Raw genomic sequence first — 19,447 nt, forward strand, 5'->3', positions numbered from 1 at the left:
GACCTCCGGGTCATTCGGGAATATTCAGCGGGACGCGCAGGATCTGCAGGTCCAGCAGGCCGTCGTTGTCCGCCGGGACGGCGAACTCGAAGCTGGTCGCCGGGCTGGAGAACAGCTCGACGCGATAGCGTTTGCCGGGTTCCAGCTTCTGCACAGCGAAACGGCCCACCGAGTTGGTGAAGAACAGTTCAGGCTCGGCCGTCGGATCATCCAGCGCAATCACTCGACCCGACACCAGGGCGACCGGCTTGTCCTGATTGCCAACCAGGCGGCCCAAGGCGCTGACGAACTTCGAGGACCCCACTTCGATGGCGTAGCCGCTGCGATAGGCGGGGCGCACGCGCACGATGCCTTCGCCGATGTCGTAGCCGAGCGGCGCGTCGATGGCGTCATAGCGCACCGACTGATTCACGTAGGAGGTCAGGGTGTTGTCCAGCGCCGGTCCGAAGGCGCCGCTTCGCGAGGTGAAGCGTCCGCCCTCCAGCGTCTCGCCGGCGATCACGCCGCCGTCCAGCGTCTCGTGCGGATAGACGATGGCGAAGCTGTCGAAGATGGTCCTGCCCATGGCGACCTTGCCGCCCGTGGTGGCGAAGGAGGTGCCGACACGCAGGCTGGTGACCTGTTCCTGGGTGATGTTCGAGAAGCTCTCGCCAAAGGCCAGATGCGACAGGCTGGCGTCGAAACGGTTCGAGATGTAGTCGACCTGGCCCGACACCGTCTTGGCCCCGTCGTCATGCGTGGCCGCCAGCGAATAGCCGAAGCTGTCGACGCGGTTCTCTGGCGCCTGCTGGAAGCGGATGCTGCCGGAATCGCGGGCGCTGGAGTAGCGGGCCTCGGCGCGGCGGTCGTAGCGCGGCGTCCAGACCAGGGCGGCCGTGACGCCGAAGCCGTCGCCGCCCAACCCGCCGAACGGCGAGTTGCTGGGCAGACCCAGTTCCACGTATTCAGCGCCCACCTGGACACTCCATTGGCGTGCGTAACGGTAGCTGGAGGTGAGGTTCAGAGAGTAAGAATCTTCGCGAAAGGCGTCACGGCTCTGACGGTATGAACCGCTAAAAGCCATAGTCCAGTCTGGCGAGAACCGTCGTGAATATGCTGCAGACAGGGTCCAAGCCGTCTGATTTTGACCTAGAGAATTTCCCAGATCGGCAAAGTTCTCGGAGGTGTAGTCCGCTACCACGGTCCAGACGTCGGCGGTGCCGCCGTAGTCCAGGATGTAGTCGTAGCTGACGGTGAAGGCGTAGCCCTGGTCCACGAAACTGCTGTTCGAGACCGCGCCGTCCAGCCGAAGGCGCGAGCCCGCGTTCAGCAGGTACTGCGTCTGGCCGGTCAGGGTCTGCACATCGGCCGAGGCCTGCAGGCCCACGCCGATCGACGGGCGGTCCAGAAAGGCCTTGCGGTAATAGCCGGTAAAGGCGACGTCGCCGCCGGAATAGTCGGGCGAGCCAAAGCCGCGGTTGCTGACCACGCCGACATAGGCGGCGTATTCATAGTCGCCGGGCTCCAGGTCGATGCTGTCCAGATAGGCGTTGTAGGCCACGCTCTCGCGGCGGCCGGACTGGCCCTCGATCTCCAGCTGGATGTCGTTGCTGCCGGTGGTCAGCGGCAGGTTGGAGACGTCGTACTGGCCGGGATCCAGGCGGAACTCGCGCACGAAGACGCCGTTGCGCAGCACCCGAACGACCGAGTTCTCCTGCAGCACGATCTGGCGCGCGCCGGTCAGGACGTTGTTGCGGAAGGATTCGAACCGGCGCTTCTGGCGCGCCACGCCCAGGCCGCCCAGCTCGACGAAGCCCTGCCGGCCGCGCGTCTCGGCGCTGAGGTCGCCCAGCACCCAGCGGCGATACTCTTCGGGCTGGTCATAGACGAAGCGGGCGTAGCGGCGATCGACCTCATAGGTGTCGGCGAACCGATCGTCGCGACCTTGGACGTCGGCTTCGAACACCAGGCCGCCAAGGCGAACCGCGCCGTTCAGGAAGATGCTGGGCTTGTCGACGTCGCCGGTGGATTCGCGACGTTGCAGCGCCATGCTGGTGTTCAGATAGGCGCTGAACGATTCCGGGCCGCGTTCCGGCGCGTCGGGCGTGCCGCCGCGGAACAGGGATTCAGGCACGCGGCGTGTAGGATCGATGCGCAGCACCAGCACGGCCAGCTGTTCGGGATCGTAGTCCAGCGCGATGCCGGATCCGCCGATGGCTTCCGGCTCGAACGACGTCCGGCCCGCCAGGGTCACGTCCAGTTCGCCCTGCGCCTCGGGCGTCAGCAGCGGATTGATCAGGGCCTTGAAGCCGGCGGAATCGACGATGAAGCGGTCGTCGCGCGTCAGCAGAACCGGCAGTTCGCCCAGCACCCGGCGGTTGAACTGCAGCGGCACCGTCAGATTGATGTCGCGGTCATAGGGGTTGATGTTGGGCCGCGTCGGCTGGGCCTGGCTCTCGGCCGAGGCCTGGGCGGCGGGCGCGGCGTCCTGGGCTGGCGCCTGTTGAGGCGCGGGGGGTGCGGCGGGCGCGGCCTGGACCTGCTCGACCGCGCGGGCCGCGGCCAGGCTGGCCAGATTGAGCGCAGCCGTCTGCGCCGCCTCCAGCGAGTCCAGCGTGGCCCGCGCGGCTTCGGCCGCCGCCGCATTGGTGGTCGACGAAATCGCCGCGATCAGGGCGATGGCCGAAACTGTCCCCCCCGAGACCTTCATCGCGTGAACCGCACCGTCACGGGCTTGGAGGGATCGAGGGCGACGCCGCCGGTCGGGATCTTGAAGGTGCGGCGTGCGCCGCCGGGCGCCAGGTAGCCGACGCCGACCGTGGCCGCGACCGTCTGGCTGGAAAGGGCCTGAGAAAAGGGCTGGCCGGCCATGTCGGTGCCGGTCACGGTCCAGGTGGCGCCGCTCATCAGAGCATAGCGCTTGCCGCGGTTGACGACCGTAACCTCCAGACCCGGCTCTTCGGGCGGAGCGGCCAGGGGCGTGTCGCCGCTCAGGGACGGGTCGATCTCGGCGGCGGGCGGAGCGACCAGGGCCGGCTTGGCGGACTCGACCTGAACGTCGGCCTCGGCACCCGGAGGCGCGACCACGATCAGGGCCTTCATCGTATAGAGGACAGACACCTGCAGCGATCCGCCGCCTTCGCCGTCGGGCGTGGTGGCGACCGGCAGCTGGCGGACCCACAGGTAATAGGCGCGCGAGGTATCGATGGCGGTGTCGCCGACCCACTGGACGCGCACGACCTGGCGGCCGTTGGCGGGCACCAGGCCCTGGGGCGGGAAGATCAGGAAGCTGTCGTCGGCGGGCGTTTCGGTCAGCCCGCCGTTCTCGTCCATCGTGATCTCGGTGATCATGGTTTCGAACGGCATGGCAGACGAGCCGATGTTGCCGACCTCGATCCGAGCGGCCGATCCGGCGCCGCTGGTGGTCAGCTCGGACACCATGGGGGAGACACGCATGGCCTCGGCCGAACTGACGGCCAGGAAACCCCCGACCACCACGGCCGTCACCGCACCCAGGCGGCGCGCGCTTTGAACCAATCCGCGAAACATCTCGATACTCCCCGACGGCCCCCCGGCCAGCTGGCCAAAGAAGCCCACAAACTGTGGTTATGCAACCAAGCAATTCTCGTGCCGAACGCGTTGCCTGCGCCCATAAAAAACGAGGGGGCGCATCGCGCCCCCTCGCCCTTCGCAAGGATGCGCGCCTCAGTTGGCGGCGATCGTCACGGTGAAGCTGCCGTCATACGAGCCGGCGAGCAGCGCGTTCGGCGCTTGCGGGATGACAACGCGCAGGCTCATGTCCGACTTCCAAGCTCCGTGAGAAGCAGAACCGGCATCGGCGTTCAAGCCAACGTTCAGCGTTTGCGTCTGACCGATACCCATGCCCGTGCCATTGGCGGCAGTGTATTGGGCAGCGATCTCGTAAGGCAGGTTAGCCTGGAACACGCTGGTGTCGTAGTTGGAGCCGGTGCTGTTGACCAGACCACGAACATCATCCTTTTGAATGGTGATCGTATTGGCGGTGTTGCAGCCGGCCAGGTTGGTGTCGAAGGTCATCGCGGCGGGAGCAACCATGGTGAATGCCGCCGCAGCACCAGTGTTGTCAGAAGCGTAGACGCCGATCTGGCCAAAATCGAAATTGAGGCTGTTGCTGGTGCCGGTGTAGAAGGCGCAGTCAGGCGTCACGGTGCCGCTCAGCGAGAACGTTGCTTCCAAGCTATCGTCGGCGGTGCCGACGTTGCCGACCGACAGCGCAACCCCGTGCCACGCGGCGTTATTGGCGTCCGGATTGTTTGCGGTGGCCAGATTAGAAGCGTTGCTGATGGCTCCGAAGCCGAGAACGCCGCCATACGGGATGTTCACAGTCGGATTGATCAGGGTAGGCGCTGTGATGGAAACGTTGCCAAGCGCCCCAAAGCCGAGGGTGATGTTGTTCACGCGCGCCTGTTGGCCTTGCTGAACAGTCCGAAGAGATTGAGCCGAGACGGCGGTGGCCGACAGGGCGACGACGGCGACGCCGGCGAGAAGCGAAGCGATTTTCATTGGAAGTCTCCAAGCGAGGTTTGACGAAAAATCGTGCCGACCGAGATGGAGAAGTCCCCCCGATCTAACGCTGGTTTTAACGATCCATTAAGAACCGGGTCAACAGTAAAAAACGACGATTTTGCGTTTTCTACCGTCAGGTGAATAATAACTATTGAACACAAATACCCAAAAAGCCCAACGATTCTGTCATTGCTGAGCTTTGGGCCAGTATTAATGATGTAGAGTTTGAGTTTAGTCGCCGCCTACATGCGCGGCGTGACCGTCAGGGTCACCGTCTCGGTGTAGCGGCCGGCCAGAAGTCCCGCGCCCTCGGGTCGTCGGGTCTGGAATTCGATCATGCCGCCGCCGGCGCTGATGCCGTCGCCGCTGCTCAGCGTGCGGCGGGCCAGAAGCTCGCGCGAGGTGAAGCGCTCCTCGACCGTCGCCGGCGCCGGGCGCACCGTCGGCACCACCAGACGCAGGTCGTATTCCAGCAGGCCCGCGAACGGCCCCTCGCCGCCCGGCTTGGTCACATGGGCCAGGCCGCCGCGCGCCGAGCGCACGTCGATGTCGAAGGGCACGTTGCAGTCCAGACCGAACGCCGCCTGGGCGCCTTCGCCCCCGCGCAGCTCGCCCAGATCGATGTCGCCGCCGCCCGACAGCATGCAGCGCGAGGCGATCCGGCCGGTCACGCCCACATCGAGGCTGCGACCCAGGGCGACGCTCTTGTCGGGCCCATGCGCAAAGGCCGGAGCGGCGCATGCTGAAGCGGTCAGGCCCGCAGCCAGCGCGACAGCGCGCAAGCGGTTCACCCGCGAAAAGTGCTTTTTCCCCACGCCCATCGTCTTGGTCCCCACGCCGCCGAAGCGGCCGCCCGCCGATGTGGCGAGCCCTCCCCTCGTGAGTTCCAAGAACCGTGCCATCTCATTGTGACACACCCTTCAGGGCGCACCGGATGGTCGTGGTTAAGGAACCCTTAACGGCGGTCGTCATACTCCTGCCCCGCGGCCGACGCAACCTCGTTCTGTGATCGCCACAATCTCAACCCACGGAAGAATATGGTTAAGCTGTCGGCCGGGCGCGTCTGGCCGGGGCCTGCGGGACGGGTCATAAGGGGCCATGACCGACACCCGCACGACCGCTATCGAGACCGCCGCCCATGAGCCTGGCGGCATGACCTACGCCGGCTATCTGGCGCTGGATCAGCTGCTGGCGGCCCAGCATCCGTGTTCGGATCAGCATGACGAAATGCTGTTCGTCATCATCCACCAGACCAAGGAGCTGTGGCTCAAGCAGATCCTGCACGAGGTCGCCCTGGCCCAGGCCCTGGTGCGGGCGGGCGATCTGGTGCCAGCCTACAAGTCGCTGGCGCGGGTCAGCCGCATCCAGGCGGTCATGACCCAGAGCTGGGACATCCTGGCCACCATGACACCGGCCGACTATCTGCGCTTTCGCGGCGAGCTGGGGGCCTCCTCGGGCTTTCAGAGCGATCAGTTCCGCCGGCTGGAGGCCATGCTGGGGCTGAAGGATGAGCGCTTCCTGCGCTTCCACGTCGAACGGCCCGAAGCCCATGCGGCGCTGAAGGCCGCCATCGCCGCGCCCAGCCTGTACGACGACGCCCTGCACCAGCTGGCGCGCGCGGGCCTTGCGGTGCCGGCGACTGTGCTGAATCGGGACGTCTCGCAGCCCTATCAGGCCGACCCCGGCGTCGAGGGGGCCTGGCTTGAGGTCTATCGCGACACCGAGCGCTGGTGGCCGCTGTATCAGCTGGCCGAAAAGCTGGTCGATCTGGACGACGCCCTGCTGACCTGGCGGCACAAGCACGTCGTGACGGTCGAGCGGATCATCGGCCGCCGGCGCGGCACCGGCGGCACCGACGGGGTCGGCTATCTGGTCGAGACGCTAAACCGGCGCTGCTTTCCCGAGCTGTGGTCGCTGCGCACGGCGCTGTAGGCCCGAAACCAAAGCTCGGCGAAAGGGTTATGGGCTCCGACCCCACTCAAGGAGCCGGTCATGAGCAACCCCAACGACCCCGACATCAAGGTTCTGAACGGCCTGATCGAAACGACGCTGGACAGCGTCGACGGCTATCGCGAAGCCGCCAAGGAAACCGACAACTCCGCCTATCGCGCCCTGTTCGAACGCCGCGCCGAGGAGCGCGCGGGCGTCGCCTCAGACCTGCAGGCCTGCGTCCGCAGCCTGGGCGGCGACCCCGAGGACGACGGCTCGATCCTGGCCAAGGCGCATCGCGCGTTTCTGGACATCAAACACGCCCTGCTGCGCAACGAGCAGTCGGTCGTGGACTCCGTCGAAGCCGGCGAAGACCATATCAAGGCCAAGTACGAACGCGCGCTGGAAGACACCAAGCTGTCGGCCACCACGCGCGAGACGGTGCGCCGCGCCTATGCCGTGGTGAAGACCGGCCACGACCAGATGCGCGACCTCAAGCACAGCCTGGAAAGCCGCAGCGACGCCGACAGCCCGGTCTATCCGACCTGACCGCGCTTCAACCCTGAACGACAAAGGCCCCGGTCCTGCGACCGGGGCCTTTTTTGATCTGGGCGTGCGCCGAGCCGATCAGGACTCGGTGTCGGCCGCCTCGGCCTTGCCGGTTTCCGGCACCGCGACCTTGGGGGTGCGCACGGTCTGGCGCTCGGCGATCCGGGCCGACTTGCCGCGACGATCGCGCAGGTAATAGAGCTTGGCGCGCCGCACGACGCCGCGACGCTTGACCTCGATGGACTCGACGTTCGGCGACAGGATGGGGAAGCGACGCTCCACGCCCTCGCCGAAGGAAATCTTGCGGACCGTGAAGGTCTCGTTCACGCCGCCGCCGTCACGGGCGATGCAGACGCCTTCGAACGCCTGGATGCGTTCGCGCTCGCCTTCCTTGATGCGCACGTTGACGCGCAGGGTGTCGCCGGGCTGGAAGTCGGGAATCTTGCGGTCACCCAGGACGCGGGCTTTTTCTTCGGCAGCGAGCTGCTGGACGATGTTCATGTCATTCTCCTCGGGCTTTTTCGCCCTTTAGCTGTGAGTTGGCGAGATGCGCCGCCCAGAGGTCCGGACGCCGTTCCCGCGTGGTCGTCTCCCGCTGCGCCTGCCGCCACTGAGCGATCCGCCTGTGATCGCCCGACAGAAGCACCTCGGGTATGTCGAGCCCCTCGAACGTCCGCGGTCGCGTGTACTGCGGATGCTCCAAAAGCCCGTCCTCGAAGCTTTCGGACGACAGGCTGTCGCCTGAGCCGAGCACGCCGGGGATCAGTCTTACGCACGCCTCGATCGCGACCATCGCCGCCGCCTCGCCGCCGGCGAGAACCGCGTTTCCGACCGAAACCTCCTCGAACCCGCGCGCGTCGAGCACACGCTGATCCACCCCCTCGAACCGACCGCAGAGAACGGTGACGCCGTCCGCCTTGGCCCATTCCTTGACGCGCGCCTGGGTCAGGGGCCGACCCCGGGCGCTCATGTACAAAAGCGGCCGCCCGGCCCCGGATACGCTGTCGAGCGCCCTGGCCACCACGTCCGCCTTCAGAACCGCTCCCGGTCCGCCGCCCGCAGGGGTGTCGTCCAGGAAGCCGCGCGTATCTGTGGAAAAGGCGCGAATGTCAACCGTATCCAGGCTCCACAGGCCCCGCTCGCGCCACGCCGTGCCGATCAGCGAGACGCCGAGCGGCCCCGGAAAGGCCTCGGGAAACATGGTCAGGACGGTGGCGGTGAAGGGCATGGCGCGGGCTTCATAGAGACAAAGCGCGCGCGGTGCGACTCAACCGTTCAGGACGGAGGCGCAGCGCTGGATCAGGGCGTCCAGGTCGGCGTCATCCTGATACAGGCCAAAGCCGAAGCGGATGACGTCGTCGCGCACGTCGGTGACGACGCCCGCCTCCAGCAAAGCCGCGCGCCAGGCGGCGGCGTCCGGGTGACGCAGGGCCAGGAAGCGTGCGCGCGGCGCCTGCGCCTGCACCGGGTTCAGCACCTCGGCCTCGACCAGACGGCCCGCGCGGCCCTCAGTCACAGCCGCCTGGAAACGCTCGGCCAGGCTGCGGGCGTGGGCGGCGACGGCCGCGGTGTCCAGGCCGGCCTCGTCCAGGGTGCGACGTACGGCGTTGAAGCGGTATAGGGCCGTGAAGTCGAACGTAGCGCCCCAGAAGCGGCCCCCGTCGGTGCGGTAGCCGACGCCGCCGGGCGGCCCGGCCAGATCGCCGAACTCTGCGAACCAGCCTGTGACGACCGGCCGGGGGCAATAGCCGGCCGGGGCGTGCAGGAAGCAGACGCCCTCCCCGGACATGGCGTATTTGTAGCCGCCGCTCAGGTAGAAGACGCGGTCCTGGACCGCCGACAGGTCAGTCGGCAGGGCCATGAAGCCATGATAGCCGTCCACCACCACCCACGGCCCGCCGGGGCGAGCCAGCTCGGCCAGATCCGCGATGCGGTCGAACACGCCGCCGGTGCGGAAGAAGACCTGACTGACCAGGATCAGGTCGTGCGCGCCGGCCCGCGCCGCTTGGACGAAACGCTCGGCGAAGGTGTCGAACGGGTCCAGCGCCACGCGCTCGACGACCACCGCGCCGGCCTCTTCCCAGCGGGCGGCCTGGCGGCGGAAGGAATGGAATTCGCCGTCGGTGGCCAGAATGCGCACGGGACGGCGTTCGATCCCCGACACCAGCCGGACCAGCAGGTCGTGAGTGCTGGAGGCGAACACCACGGTGTTCGGGTCCGACAGGCCCAGCTCGGCCGCGACATGGGCCTGGGCCTGCGGCACGACCTCGCCGAAGATCTGGTCCCACTTGCGGTCGGCGTGCCGGTTGGCCTCGTCCCAGGCCGCCTGGTGAGCTTCGAAGCTGGCGTCGGGCCACAGGTGGTGGCTGTGCGCGGCGAAGTGCAGGCGGTCGGGAGCGAGCGACAGGGAGCGGGAGAACAGGGGTTTGAAACTCATGGTCGTCCTTGCGGCCGCCGGAACCGTCAACTGCGATAGTCGCCGTTGATCTCGATGTAGCGCTTGGTCAGATCGCAGGTCCACACCGTGGCCGAGGCGCGGCCAGAGCCGACGTCCACCGTGATGTCGATCTCCGGGCGCTTCATATAGGCGCTCATCTTGGCCTCGTCGTAGGTCGGCGAGGGCGCGCCGTCGACCGCCGCGACATGGGGGCCGAAGCGGATAGCCAGGCGGTCGCGGTCGACCGGCTCCTCGGTCTTGCCCACCGCCATGACGATGCGGCCCCAGTTGGCGTCCTCGCCGGCGATGGCGGTCTTGACCAGAGGGCTGTCGGCGATCGACTTGGCCAGCTTGCGCGCCGACGCGGGGCTGGCGGCGCCGTCCACCGTCACCTTGACGAACTTGGTCGCCCCCTCGCCGTCGCGCACCAGCTGGTGCGCCAGGTCCAGCATGACCTTGTCCAGGGCGGCCGAGAAGCTCTTGAGCCGGCGGTCGCCGACCCGGCCAATGCGCGGCGCGCCCGAGGCGCCGGTGGCGAAGATCAGGGCCGTATCGTTGGTCGAAGTGTCGCCGTCCACCGTCACCGAATTAAAGGTGGTGCGCACATGCACGTTCAGCAGCGCCCTCAGCACCGGGGGCGCAATGGCGGCGTCGGTGACGATGAAGGCCAGCATGGTGGCCATGTCGGGCGCGATCATGCCCGACCCCTTGGCGATGCCGGCGACCTTCACCTTGACGCCGTCGATCTCGGCCTCGGCCGCCGAGCCCTTGGGGAAGGTGTCGGTGGTCATGATGGCCTGGCCCGCCTCGGCCCAGCGATCCGCATGAAGGGCGGCCTCGACGTCGGGCAGGCGCGCCACGATCTTCTTCTCGTCCAGCACCACGCCGATGACACCGGTCGAGGCCAGCATGACGTCGCGCTGGCGGCAGCCGAAGCGCTTGGCCACTTCCGACGCGGTGCGCCGAGCCGCGTCGGCGCCGGCCTTTCCGGTGAAGGCGTTGGCGCAACCCGCGTTGACGACCAGGGCGCGCACGTCCTCGCCGCCGCGATCCGCCTCCAGATGCCGCCGGCACCAGTCCACGGGGGCCGAACCCACCTTGTGCCGGGTGAAGACGCCGGCGCAGGTCGTGCCGGGCGCGAAGCGGAAGACCGTCAGATCCTGTCGCTCGTGCTTGTAGAACCCGGCCCGCGCTGTGGCGATCTCGACCCCGACGATCGGGGCGATCGCGGGGAAGGGCACGGCCAGAGGCGACACGTCCAGGCCCGGCTTGCCCGGCGCGGCCGGCGCAGCGGTGGCGACGGTTCCCCCAGTCGCCCGCTTCAGCGCCGTGGCGAACGGATCCAGCGCCTTTTCGAGCGCATGTTCGAGCTTGTGCCCCGTCGAGGCCTTCGAAGGCTTCTGTGGCCGGCTTGGAGGCGTGGGCTTGCGGCTCAAGACGCGACGACCCCCTTGGAAGGTGACTTGGACGGCGTTTGCGGCGCCGGCAGGATTTCGACCTCGGCCTTGCCGCGCAGATCCTCAAGCAAGCGACGCACACCCTCATAGGTCAGATAACGCACGATTTGGGGGCGCGCCTGCTCCAGCGTCGGCGGCGTGGCGGGGCGTCGGTCCTCGACCTTGACCACGGCCCAGCCGCCCTCGGTCTCGAAAGGGCCCACCAGGGCGCCCGACGGCTGGTCGCGCAGCGCGTCGGCGTATGCCTGCGGCAGGACGTCCAGAGTGGAATAGCCCAGGTCGCCGCCGGAAAAGCGCGTCGCCTCGTCAACTGAGCGTTCGCCGGCCACCGCCTCGAAGGCGGCGCCTTGGGCCAGCACGCCGACCACGGCCTCTGCTTCCGGCCGGGTGCGCAACAGGATCAGGCGAAGGCGCAGCTCTTCGGCGTTCTGCGCCAGCCTGAGCTGCTCCTGATACAGCCGCTCAACCGCCTGGTCGGAGATCGAGCCGTTGACCACGCTCTCGACCAGCATGTCGCCGAGAATGCGCTGACGCGTCGCTTCCAGCCGGCGCTGGGCCAGGGCGGACTGGTCCAGACCCCGCCGTTCGGCCTCGCGGGCCAGCAGGCGCTGATCGACCACTTCGTCAAGCACGCGGCGGAACAGGTCGGAGGTGGCGTCCAGCGGTTCGCCGTCGCCGACCAGACCTTGGGCCACCGCCTCGCGTCGCACGTCGGAGGCCCAGATAGTCTGGCCCTCGACCGTGGCGACCGCCTGGTCGCCGGCCTCGGGCGGACGGCCTTCGCCCCCCCGGCCGCAGGCGGCCAGGGTCAACAGTCCCAGAGCCAGCGCCACAATGGTGATCGGGCGCGAAACCAATCTCATCGGCGCTCCCCGCCCAGCGGCGCCGGAACCCAAAGGCCGTGCGCCCGAAAAGCCCCTCGCGTTGACAGGGGTATGGCCGGTGCTTAAGTCCCGCCTGCGCCCAAGTCGAGGGGTTTTCGGCCGTTCGCGCGGCCCTGCGCGCGCTTGAACAGGCGCCCGGGGGCGCCGGCCGGCTTGATCCCGCCGCAGGCGCGTCGTCACCGCCCCACCCTGGGCCCCGTCCTGGGATCTTTTCAGAGCCGTCCCCACGCGCTCCACCGCCTTACCGGAAACTCCATGCTCGGCATCAAGAAACTGTTCGGCTCCGCCAACGACCGCAAGGTCAAGGGCTTCATGGCCCAGGTGCAGAAGATCAATGCGATGGAGCCCAAGTACGCGGCCCTGTCGGACGACGAACTTCGGATGATGACGGACCACTTCCGCGACCGCATCGAGAAGGGCGAAAGCCTCGACAAAATTCTGCCGGGAGCCTTCGCCGTGGCGCGCGAAGCCTCCAAGCGCGTCCTGGGTCAGCGACAGTACGACGTCCAGCTGGCCGGCGGCATGATCCTGCACGAGGGCGGCATCGCCGAGATGCGCACGGGCGAGGGCAAGACCCTGGTCGCGATCGCGCCGGCCTATCTGAACGCCCTGGCCGGCAAGGGCGTGCACGTCATCACCGTCAACGACTATCTGGCGCGGCGCGACGCCGACTGGATGGGCCGCGTTTATGGCTTCCTGGGGCTGGAGGTCGGGGTCATTGTCAACGGCCTGTCCCAGGGCCAGCGCCAGGCCGCCTATGAGGCGGACATCACCTACGGCACCAACAATGAATTCGGCTTCGACTACCTGCGCGACAACCTGGTCTATGACCGACGCGAGATGGTCCAGCGCGGCCACCACTTCGCCATCACCGACGAGGTCGACTCTATCCTGATCGACGAGGCCCGGACCCCTCTGATCATCTCGGGCCCGACCGAGGACCGGTCCGAACTCTACAAGATCGTCGACGCCATCGTGAAGAAGATGATCGTCGACAAGTCGACCTATGACCTCGACGAAAAGCAACGCCAGGCCCTGCTGACGGAAGAGGGCTCCGAATACATGGAGCGGGCCCTGGCCGAGGCCGGCCACCTGGATGCCGACACGACGGACCTCTATGAGGCGGCCAACGTCAGCCTGGTGCACCACATCAACCAGGCGCTTCGCGCCAACACCCTGTACCAGCGCGACAAGGACTACATCATCAAGGGCGGCGAGATCGTCCTGATCGACGAATACACGGGCCGCATGATGACCGGCCGACGTCTGTCCGAGGGCCTGCACCAGGCCATCGAGGCCAAGGAAGACGTCAAGATCATGCCCGAGAACCAGACCCTGGCCTCGGTGACGATCCAGAACTATTTCCGCCTCTACTCCAAGCTCTCGGGTATGACCGGCACGGCCGCGACGGAGGCCCAGGAGTTCATGGACATCTACAAGATGGACGTCCTGGAGGTGCCGACCCACCGTCCGATCCAGCGCAAGGACTACGACGACGAGGTCTATCGGACCTACGCCGAGAAGAACCGCGCCATCGCCGCCCAGGTCGCCGACTGCCACGTGCGCGGCCAGCCCATCCTCGTCGGCACCGTGTCCATCGAGAAGTCCGAGGAGCTGTCCAAGCTGCTCGACACCTATGACTACAAGGTCGAGACCGCCCGCACGCTGAAGCCTGAATACGCCGGCCGGGAAAAGGAAGCGCAGAAGATCGGGGACGACGCCTACGACATTACCTATGTCACGGGCCGCGGCATCCCCCACAGCGTCCTGAACGCCCGCCAGCACGAGCAGGAAGCCTTCATCGTCGCCGACGCCGGCCTGCCGGGCGCGGTGACCATCGCCACCAACATGGCCGGCCGCGGCACCGACATCCAGCTGGGCGGCAATCTGGAGATGCGCCTGGACAAGTGGCGTCTGGACCAGCGCAATATGGGCCTGGAGATCACGCGCGAGGCCGAAATCGCGATGGAGGTCCAGCTGAAGGCCGAGATCGCCGTTCAGCGCGAGAAATCGCTGGCCGCCGGCGGCCTGTTCGTTCTGGGCACCGAGCGCCATGAAAGCCGCCGCATCGACAACCAGCTGCGCGGCCGCACCGGCCGTCAGGGCGATCCCGGCACCTCGAAATTCTATCTGTCGTGCGAAGACGACCTGCTGCGCATCTTCGCCGGCGACCGGCTGGACGCCATCATGCAGCGCTTCGGCGTCGCCGAGGGCGAGGCCATCAGCCATCCGTGGCTGAACCGCGCGGTCGAGACGGCCCAGAAGCGGGTCGAGGCGCGCAACTACGACATGCGCAAGAACGTGCTGAAATACGACGACGTCGTGAACGACCAGCGCAAGGCCGTGTTCGAACAGCGCCAGGAGTTCATGGATTCCGAAGACCTGTCGGAACTGGTCGACGACTTCCGCCGGGACGTGGTCTCCGACCTGGTCGAGCGCCACATGCCGCCCAAGGCCTACGCCGAACAGTGGGACATCGACGGCCTGGACGAGAAGGTGAAATCCACCCTCGGCCTTGAGTTGCCGTTGCACGACTGGGCCGCCGAGGAAGGCGTCTCCAACGAAGAGATCGAGGAGCGCATCCAGGCCGCCGCCGACGCGCGCGCGGCCGAGCGCCTGGAGCAGATCGGCGCCGAGCAGACGCGCGGGCTCGAAAAGCAGTTCCTGATGCAGATGATCGACATGCAGTGGCGCGAGCACCTGGTGCATCTGGACCATCTGCGGGGCGTCATCGGCCTGCGTGGCTATGGCCAGCGCGATCCGCTGAACGAGTACAAGACCGAAGCCTTCAACCTGTTCGAAGGCCTGCTGCATGAGCTGCGCCACAACGTCACCCGCTGGCTGATGACGGTCGAGTTCCGGTTCCAGCCGCCGCCGGAGATGCCCGAGTTTCAGGAGATCCACCTGAACCCCGGCACCGGCGAAAACGAGATGGCCAACCCCATGGCCCAGAACCCGGAAGGCCAATTGCAGGGCGACGACCGTGCGCGCCTGCCCGTCGAGGCCCTGCCTGCCGGCTGGCAGCAGACCTCGCGCAACGCGCCCTGCCCCTGCGGCTCGGGCCGCAAGTTCAAGCACTGCCACGGGGCGCTGGTCTGATCGGGCCGAACTGGTGACCTCCGACAACGCGGCCATCGCAACGACGCCTGTCGTACTGGTGGTCGCCGTCGCCCTGGTCGACGCCGACGGGCGCGTGCTTATCGCCCAGCGGCCCGAAGGCAAGCAGATGGCCGGCCTTTGGGAGTTCCCAGGCGGCAAGGTCGAGCCCGGTGAGCGGCCGGAGCAGGCCCTGATCCGGGAGCTGAAGGAAGAGCTGGACATTGACGTCCAGTCGGCCTGCCTGGCGCCCTTCGTTTTCGCCAGCCACGGTTACGAATCCTTTCACCTTCTGATGCCACTGTATCTGTGTCGGCGGTGGTCCGGCGTGGTGAAGGCCCGCGAGCACGCGCGGCTTGCGTGGGTCAAACCGGATCGGCTGAGGGACTATCCCATGCCGCCGGCGGACGAACCTCTGGTCGCCTGGCTGCGCGACCTGCTCTGACGCCTTGAGGAGGGCGGCCGGTCGATGCAGACCTTCATTCAGCGGCTGATCGACGATGAATCCGGGGCCACGGCGCTGGAGTACGGCCTGATCATCTCGCTGATGTTCCTTGTCTTCCTCAGCGCCCTGACCGCCTTTGGCAACCACACCAGCGGCCTTTTCAATCGAGCCATGGACGCGATCCGTGGGGCGATGGGCGGCTGACCGCTAATCCTCGCCCGTCTGCTCCCTGACGCCCAGGGCGTCCGCCAAACGCATCTTCGCCGATCCGCGCGTCAGCGGCTTCTGCTGGCTCTCGTGCGGGGCCCAGCCGGCCAGGTGGATGATCTCAAAGGTCGCGCGCACCCGCCCGTCCGGATCCGAGAACCGTTCCGCATAAAGCGCCGCCGCACGCGCGGCGATCTCGCGCGTCAGGGGCCGGACGGGCCCGGCCAGGGCGTTGGTTTCGCCCATGGCCCGCAGATCGCGCATCAGGGCGAAGGCGTCGGAATAGCGCACCACCACCGTGTCGACGTCCACCACCGGCAGGGCGAATCCCGCCCGTTGCAGCAGGGCCGCGCCGTCATAGCCGTCCGCGAAGGGCGACACCCGCGCCTGGGCGCCGCCGCGCACCTGAAGTTCTGCCTCGGTCAGGACCTGCCGCAGCTCCGATAACGTTCCAGCGCCGAAGATCGCACCGAGAAACAGCCCGTCGGGTCGCAACGCGCGCCGGATCTGGGCCAGGGCGCCGGGCAGGTCGTCGGCCCAGTGCAGGCCCAGCAAGGCCACGATCAGATCGGTCGATCCGGGCGCCCGATCCAGCGGCTGATGCGCCGGCGCCGCGCGCCAGGCCGGATCGCCGGCCTCGACCGCCCCCACGCGCTCCGCCGACGGTCCCTCGGCCAGGGCCTCGGCGAACAGGCCGACGTGAGGCGACAGGTCGACCGCGGCCGGAAACTCGCGCAGGATGGCCGCCAGACTGTCGGCGGCGTCGGCGGCGACGCGGCGGTGCAGGAAGTCGGCCTGGGGGAACAGGCCCTGCGCGCGCGCCAGACGGGCGGCGCGACGGGCGGGGTCGAACAGTCGGGGCGGGGCGGAGGAGGAGCTCATGTCGCTTCAGGATGGGGGCTGGACGCGCGGTTTGAAAGCCGCGCCGCACCTCAAGGCGTTCGGGCGCGCCCTCGCCGACGTGCTTTTGCCGCCCCTGGCGCACGACAGCCGCGAGGCCACCGCCTCCATGGGCCTGACGCCCGACGCCTGGAGCCGCGTGGTGTTCCTGGAGGATCCCGTGTGCGACGGCTGCGGAGCCGCGTTCGAATTCGACGGCGGGGCCTTTGCCGAAACCAAATGCGCGGCCTGCCTGACCAAGCCCTACCGGTTCGAGCGAGCGCGGGCCGCCTGTGTCTATGACGAAGCATCGCGCGGCCTGATCCTGAAGTTCAAGCACGGCGATCAGCAGCAGTTCGGTCCTCTGTTTGCGCGCTGGATCAGCCGATCGGCCGCGCCCTTGATCGCCGAGGCCGACGCCATCGCCCCGGTGCCGCTGCACCCCGCCCGCCTGCTGGGACGGCGCTTCAATCAGGCCGCCGAGATCGCGCGCCCGCTGGCCCGTGCGGCCCGGCGCGAGTATCTGCCCGACGCCCTGGCCCGCACCCGCGCGACGGACACCCAGGGCGGCAAGTCCGGCCGCGGTCGGCGCGAGAACGTGCACGGCGCCTTCGTGATGACCGAGGCGGGCCGCCTGAAGGTCAGAGGGCGGCGCATCCTTCTGGTCGATGACGTATTGACTACCGGAGCCACCGCCGAGGCCTGCGCCGAGGCGCTGATCGCCGCGGGCGCGCGCGCCGTGGATCTGGCGGTCGTCGCCAGGGTGCGCACCGCGCGCGAACTGCCTATCTAGGGCTAGTCAACACGGAGAAGAAATTTGGCCGAAGTCGTCCTCTACACCAAGCCGGGCTGCCCCTATTGCATGGCCGCAAAGTCGCTGTTCGAGCGCAAGGGCGTGGATTTCATCGAGATCGTCGCCTCCAACGACCCCGAGAAGAAGGCCGAGATGGTCGAGAGGTCCGGCGGCAAGGCCACCTTTCCGCAGATCTTCGTGGGTGGAAAACACCTCGGCGGCTCCGACGACGTCCACGCCTTGGACAGCCGAGGCGGCCTGGATCCCCTGCTTCAGGCCTGACCTATGGTCGAGCTCCCGCTCAGGATCGCACTGATCCAGGCCCGCTCGCCGGCGACGGCGCAGGCGGCGCTGGATCACGTCACGCCGCTGATCCGCGAGGCGGCGGCGGGCGACGCCCGCCTGATCCTGACGCCCGAGGCGACCAATCTGATGGAGCAGCGCCGCGACCGCCGCGGCGAGGCCATCGTCGATCAGGACGCGGACCCGGCGGTGCAGGGCCTGCGTGCGCTGGCCGCCGAACTGGGCGTCTGGCTGCTGATCGGCTCGGCTATCGTGCGGTCCGGCGACGATGCGCGATCGGCCAACCGGTCGCTGCTGATCGACCCGCAGGGTCAGATCACGGCCGCCTATGACAAGCTGCATGTCTTTGACGTCGATCTCCCGAATGGCGAGACCTACCGCGAAAGCAACGGCGTCCGGCCCGGAGACCGTGCCGTGGCCGCCGACACGCCTTGGGGAAGAATGGGCCTGACGGTCTGCTACGACCTGCGATTCCCGCACCTGTTTCGGGCCCTGGCCAAGGCGGGCGCAAGCCTCATCGCCGTGCCGGCCGCCTTCACGGTTCCGACCGGCGAAGCGCATTGGGAGACCCTGCTGCGCGCCCGCGCCATCGAGACCGGCGCCTTCGTGCTGGCCCCCGCCCAGGGCGGAATGCACGAGGACGGCCGCCGCACCTGGGGCCGCTCGACCGTGGTGGCGCCATGGGGCGAGGTCATCGCGCGGCTGGACAACGACGCGCCCGGCGTGCTTTTCGCCGACCTCGATCTGGCGGCCGTGGACAAGGCGCGGCGCGCCATTCCCGCCCTGACGCATGACCGAGACTTCGACCCGCCCGCATGATCCGCTACGCCCTGACCTGCGACCACGCCCACGGCTTCGAAGCCTGGTTCGCCTCGTCGTCCGACTATGACGATCAGGCCGCGCGGGGTCTGGTCGAATGCCCCTTCTGCGGTTCCCGACAGGTCGACAAGCAGATCATGGCTCCGGCGGTCGCGGGCACGCGCAAAAGCGCGCCGGACGGCGAGGCGGCGGCCAAAATGCAGGCCATGATGAGCCAGGCCGCCCGCCAGGTCCGCGCCCATGTCGAGGCCAACTTCGACTATGTCGGCGACGCCTTCGCCCGCGAGGCCCGCGACATTCACGAAGGCCGCTCCGAGAAACGGGAAATCTACGGCGAGGCCACCCCCGCCGATGTAAAGAAGCTCAAGGACGACGGCGTTCCCGTCGCACCCTTGCCGCCGGCTCCGATCGATCCGTCCAAGGCCAACTAGGGCTGCAGGCGGTACCCACCCGTGTCGGTCAGCAACAGGCGCGCCTGGCCGGGCTCGGGCTCGATCTTCTGGCGCAGGCGGTAGATGTGGGTTTCCAGCGTGTGGGTGGTGACCCCGGCGTTATAGCCCCATACCTCGGTCAGCAGCTCTTCGCGCGACACGGGCTTGGCCCCGGCGCGGTAGAGATACTTGAGGATGTTGGTTTCCTTCTCCGTCAGCCGGATCTTCCGCGCCTTGCCGTCCAGCAGAATCTTGGCGGCGGGCCGGAACTCATACGGGCCGACCTGGAAGACGGCGTCCTCGGACTGTTCATGGCTGCGCAGATGAGCGCGGATGCGCGCCAAGAGCACGGCGAAGCGGAAGGGCTTGGTCACATAGTCGTTGGCGCCGGAGTCCAGACCCAGGATGGCGTCGGAATCCGACGACTGCCCCGTCAGCATGATCACCGGCGTCGAAACTCCCGCCTTGCGGATCAGCCGGCACGCCTCGCGCCCGTCCATGTCGGGCAGGTCGACGTCCAGCAAGATCAGGTCGGCGCGGATCTCGCGCGCCTGGCGCACGCCGTCGGTGGCGGTCGCGGCCTGGACCGGCCGGAACTCCTCGTGCAGAGCCAGCTGCTCGGCCAGCGCCTCGCGCAGGTCGTCGTCGTCGTCGATGATCAGGATGGTCTTGGGTGCGGGCATGAACACAGAAT

General features: G+C 67.8%; 20 protein-coding genes. 9 read left to right on the top strand and 11 right to left on the bottom strand.

Translation table 11 applies throughout. The features are described from left to right. Window positions 1–10 precede the first annotated feature (10 nt). From E4M01_RS02455 to E4M01_RS02470, 4 genes are all read right to left on the bottom strand, one after another. Entirely contained in the window at window positions 11–2,689 is a 2,679-nt protein-coding gene (locus tag E4M01_RS02455) for a fimbria/pilus outer membrane usher protein (protein WP_135062456.1), read from the bottom strand. After that, window positions 2,686–3,528 carry a fimbria/pilus periplasmic chaperone gene (locus E4M01_RS02460; RefSeq protein WP_135062454.1) on the bottom strand — a complete coding sequence of 281 codons (843 nt, stop codon included), beginning with the start codon at window positions 3,526–3,528 and terminating at the stop codon, window positions 2,686–2,688. Before E4M01_RS02460 ends, E4M01_RS02455 begins: the two co-directional genes overlap by 4 nt. Before the next feature lie 156 nt (window positions 3,529–3,684). Beyond that, window positions 3,685–4,521 carry a hypothetical protein gene (locus E4M01_RS02465; RefSeq protein ID WP_135062452.1) on the bottom strand — a complete coding sequence of 279 codons (837 nt, stop codon included), beginning with the start codon at window positions 4,519–4,521 and terminating at the stop codon, window positions 3,685–3,687. 245 nt (window positions 4,522–4,766) lie between these two features. Next, on the bottom strand, window positions 4,767–5,306 hold the full coding sequence (locus E4M01_RS02470) for a hypothetical protein (protein WP_135062450.1): 540 nt from the start codon (window positions 5,304–5,306) through the stop codon (window positions 4,767–4,769). A gap of 316 nt (window positions 5,307–5,622) precedes the next feature. Here E4M01_RS02470 and E4M01_RS02475 point away from each other — a divergent pair, with 316 nt between their 5' ends. Further along, a complete protein-coding gene (locus E4M01_RS02475; protein WP_256359976.1) occupies window positions 5,623–6,456 on the top strand; it encodes a tryptophan 2,3-dioxygenase in 834 nt (277 codons plus the stop codon). A 60-nt stretch (window positions 6,457–6,516) separates the two neighbouring features. Beyond that, complete coding sequence (locus tag E4M01_RS02480; RefSeq protein WP_135062448.1) at window positions 6,517–7,002, top strand: PA2169 family four-helix-bundle protein; 486 nt, start codon at window positions 6,517–6,519, stop codon at window positions 7,000–7,002. A gap of 78 nt (window positions 7,003–7,080) precedes the next feature. Here E4M01_RS02480 and rplS read toward each other — a convergent pair whose 3' ends face one another. Genes rplS through E4M01_RS02505 form a run of 5 tightly spaced genes read right to left on the bottom strand, consistent with a single transcriptional unit; the run spans window position 7,081 to window position 11,759 of the window. Continuing rightward, a complete protein-coding gene (gene rplS / locus E4M01_RS02485; protein WP_135062446.1) occupies window positions 7,081–7,503 on the bottom strand; it encodes a 50S ribosomal protein L19 in 423 nt (140 codons plus the stop codon). A gap of 1 nt (window position 7,504) precedes the next feature. Next, complete coding sequence (trmD, locus tag E4M01_RS02490; protein WP_135062445.1) at window positions 7,505–8,230, bottom strand: tRNA (guanosine(37)-N1)-methyltransferase TrmD; 726 nt, start codon at window positions 8,228–8,230, stop codon at window positions 7,505–7,507. 39 nt (window positions 8,231–8,269) lie between these two features. Next, window positions 8,270–9,439, bottom strand: coding sequence for an aminotransferase class V-fold PLP-dependent enzyme (locus E4M01_RS02495; protein ID WP_135062443.1), 1,170 nt, complete (start codon window positions 9,437–9,439; stop codon window positions 8,270–8,272). A 26-nt stretch (window positions 9,440–9,465) separates the two neighbouring features. Continuing rightward, window positions 9,466–10,875 carry a bifunctional glutamate N-acetyltransferase/amino-acid acetyltransferase ArgJ gene (argJ, locus tag E4M01_RS02500; RefSeq protein ID WP_371682909.1) on the bottom strand — a complete coding sequence of 470 codons (1,410 nt, stop codon included), beginning with the start codon at window positions 10,873–10,875 and terminating at the stop codon, window positions 9,466–9,468. Continuing rightward, window positions 10,872–11,759: a peptidylprolyl isomerase gene (locus tag E4M01_RS02505; protein WP_135062441.1), complete on the bottom strand. Its 888-nt coding sequence runs from the start codon at window positions 11,757–11,759 to the stop codon at window positions 10,872–10,874. Before E4M01_RS02505 ends, argJ begins: the two co-directional genes overlap by 4 nt. A gap of 276 nt (window positions 11,760–12,035) precedes the next feature. Here E4M01_RS02505 and secA point away from each other — a divergent pair, with 276 nt between their 5' ends. Genes secA through E4M01_RS02520 form a run of 3 tightly spaced genes read left to right on the top strand, consistent with a single transcriptional unit; the run spans window position 12,036 to window position 15,525 of the window. After that, on the top strand, window positions 12,036–14,879 hold the full coding sequence (gene secA, locus E4M01_RS02510) for a preprotein translocase subunit SecA (RefSeq protein ID WP_135062439.1): 2,844 nt from the start codon (window positions 12,036–12,038) through the stop codon (window positions 14,877–14,879). Between the two features lie 34 nt (window positions 14,880–14,913). Then, the gene (locus E4M01_RS02515; RefSeq protein WP_135062781.1) at window positions 14,914–15,321 is read left to right on the top strand and encodes a (deoxy)nucleoside triphosphate pyrophosphohydrolase; all 408 of its coding nucleotides are present in this window, start codon (window positions 14,914–14,916) and stop codon (window positions 15,319–15,321) included. A 24-nt stretch (window positions 15,322–15,345) separates the two neighbouring features. After that, entirely contained in the window at window positions 15,346–15,525 is a 180-nt protein-coding gene (locus E4M01_RS02520) for a Flp family type IVb pilin (protein ID WP_135062437.1), read from the top strand. A 3-nt stretch (window positions 15,526–15,528) separates the two neighbouring features. Here E4M01_RS02520 and E4M01_RS02525 read toward each other — a convergent pair whose 3' ends face one another. Continuing rightward, window positions 15,529–16,410: a methyltransferase domain-containing protein gene (locus E4M01_RS02525; protein WP_135062435.1), complete on the bottom strand. Its 882-nt coding sequence runs from the start codon at window positions 16,408–16,410 to the stop codon at window positions 15,529–15,531. Between E4M01_RS02525 and E4M01_RS02530 the strand changes: the two genes are divergently transcribed. From E4M01_RS02530 to E4M01_RS02545, 4 genes are read left to right on the top strand one after another with little or no spacing between them, the layout of a single operon-like run. Further along, window positions 16,409–17,200, top strand: a complete 792-nt coding sequence (locus tag E4M01_RS02530; protein ID WP_135062433.1) for a ComF family protein — start codon at window positions 16,409–16,411, stop codon at window positions 17,198–17,200. The two genes, E4M01_RS02525 and E4M01_RS02530, sit on opposite strands and share 2 nt — an antisense overlap. 24 nt (window positions 17,201–17,224) lie before the next feature. Continuing rightward, window positions 17,225–17,482 carry a glutaredoxin 3 gene (gene grxC / locus E4M01_RS02535; protein ID WP_135062431.1) on the top strand — a complete coding sequence of 86 codons (258 nt, stop codon included), beginning with the start codon at window positions 17,225–17,227 and terminating at the stop codon, window positions 17,480–17,482. A 3-nt stretch (window positions 17,483–17,485) separates the two neighbouring features. Continuing rightward, window positions 17,486–18,322: a carbon-nitrogen hydrolase family protein gene (locus E4M01_RS02540; RefSeq protein WP_135062429.1), complete on the top strand. Its 837-nt coding sequence runs from the start codon at window positions 17,486–17,488 to the stop codon at window positions 18,320–18,322. Then, on the top strand, window positions 18,319–18,753 hold the full coding sequence (locus E4M01_RS02545) for a DUF1178 family protein (protein ID WP_135062427.1): 435 nt from the start codon (window positions 18,319–18,321) through the stop codon (window positions 18,751–18,753). The genes E4M01_RS02540 and E4M01_RS02545 overlap by 4 nt, the downstream gene beginning before the upstream one ends. On the opposite strand, the gene E4M01_RS02550 is transcribed toward E4M01_RS02545, so the two are convergent. After that, a complete protein-coding gene (locus E4M01_RS02550) occupies window positions 18,750–19,436 on the bottom strand; it encodes a response regulator transcription factor (RefSeq protein ID WP_135062425.1) in 687 nt (228 codons plus the stop codon). The two genes, E4M01_RS02545 and E4M01_RS02550, sit on opposite strands and share 4 nt — an antisense overlap. Between the last annotated feature and the right edge of the window lie 11 nt (window positions 19,437–19,447).

This window comes from Brevundimonas sp. MF30-B, assembly GCF_004683885.1.
Classification (GTDB): Bacteria; Pseudomonadota; Alphaproteobacteria; order Caulobacterales; family Caulobacteraceae; genus Brevundimonas.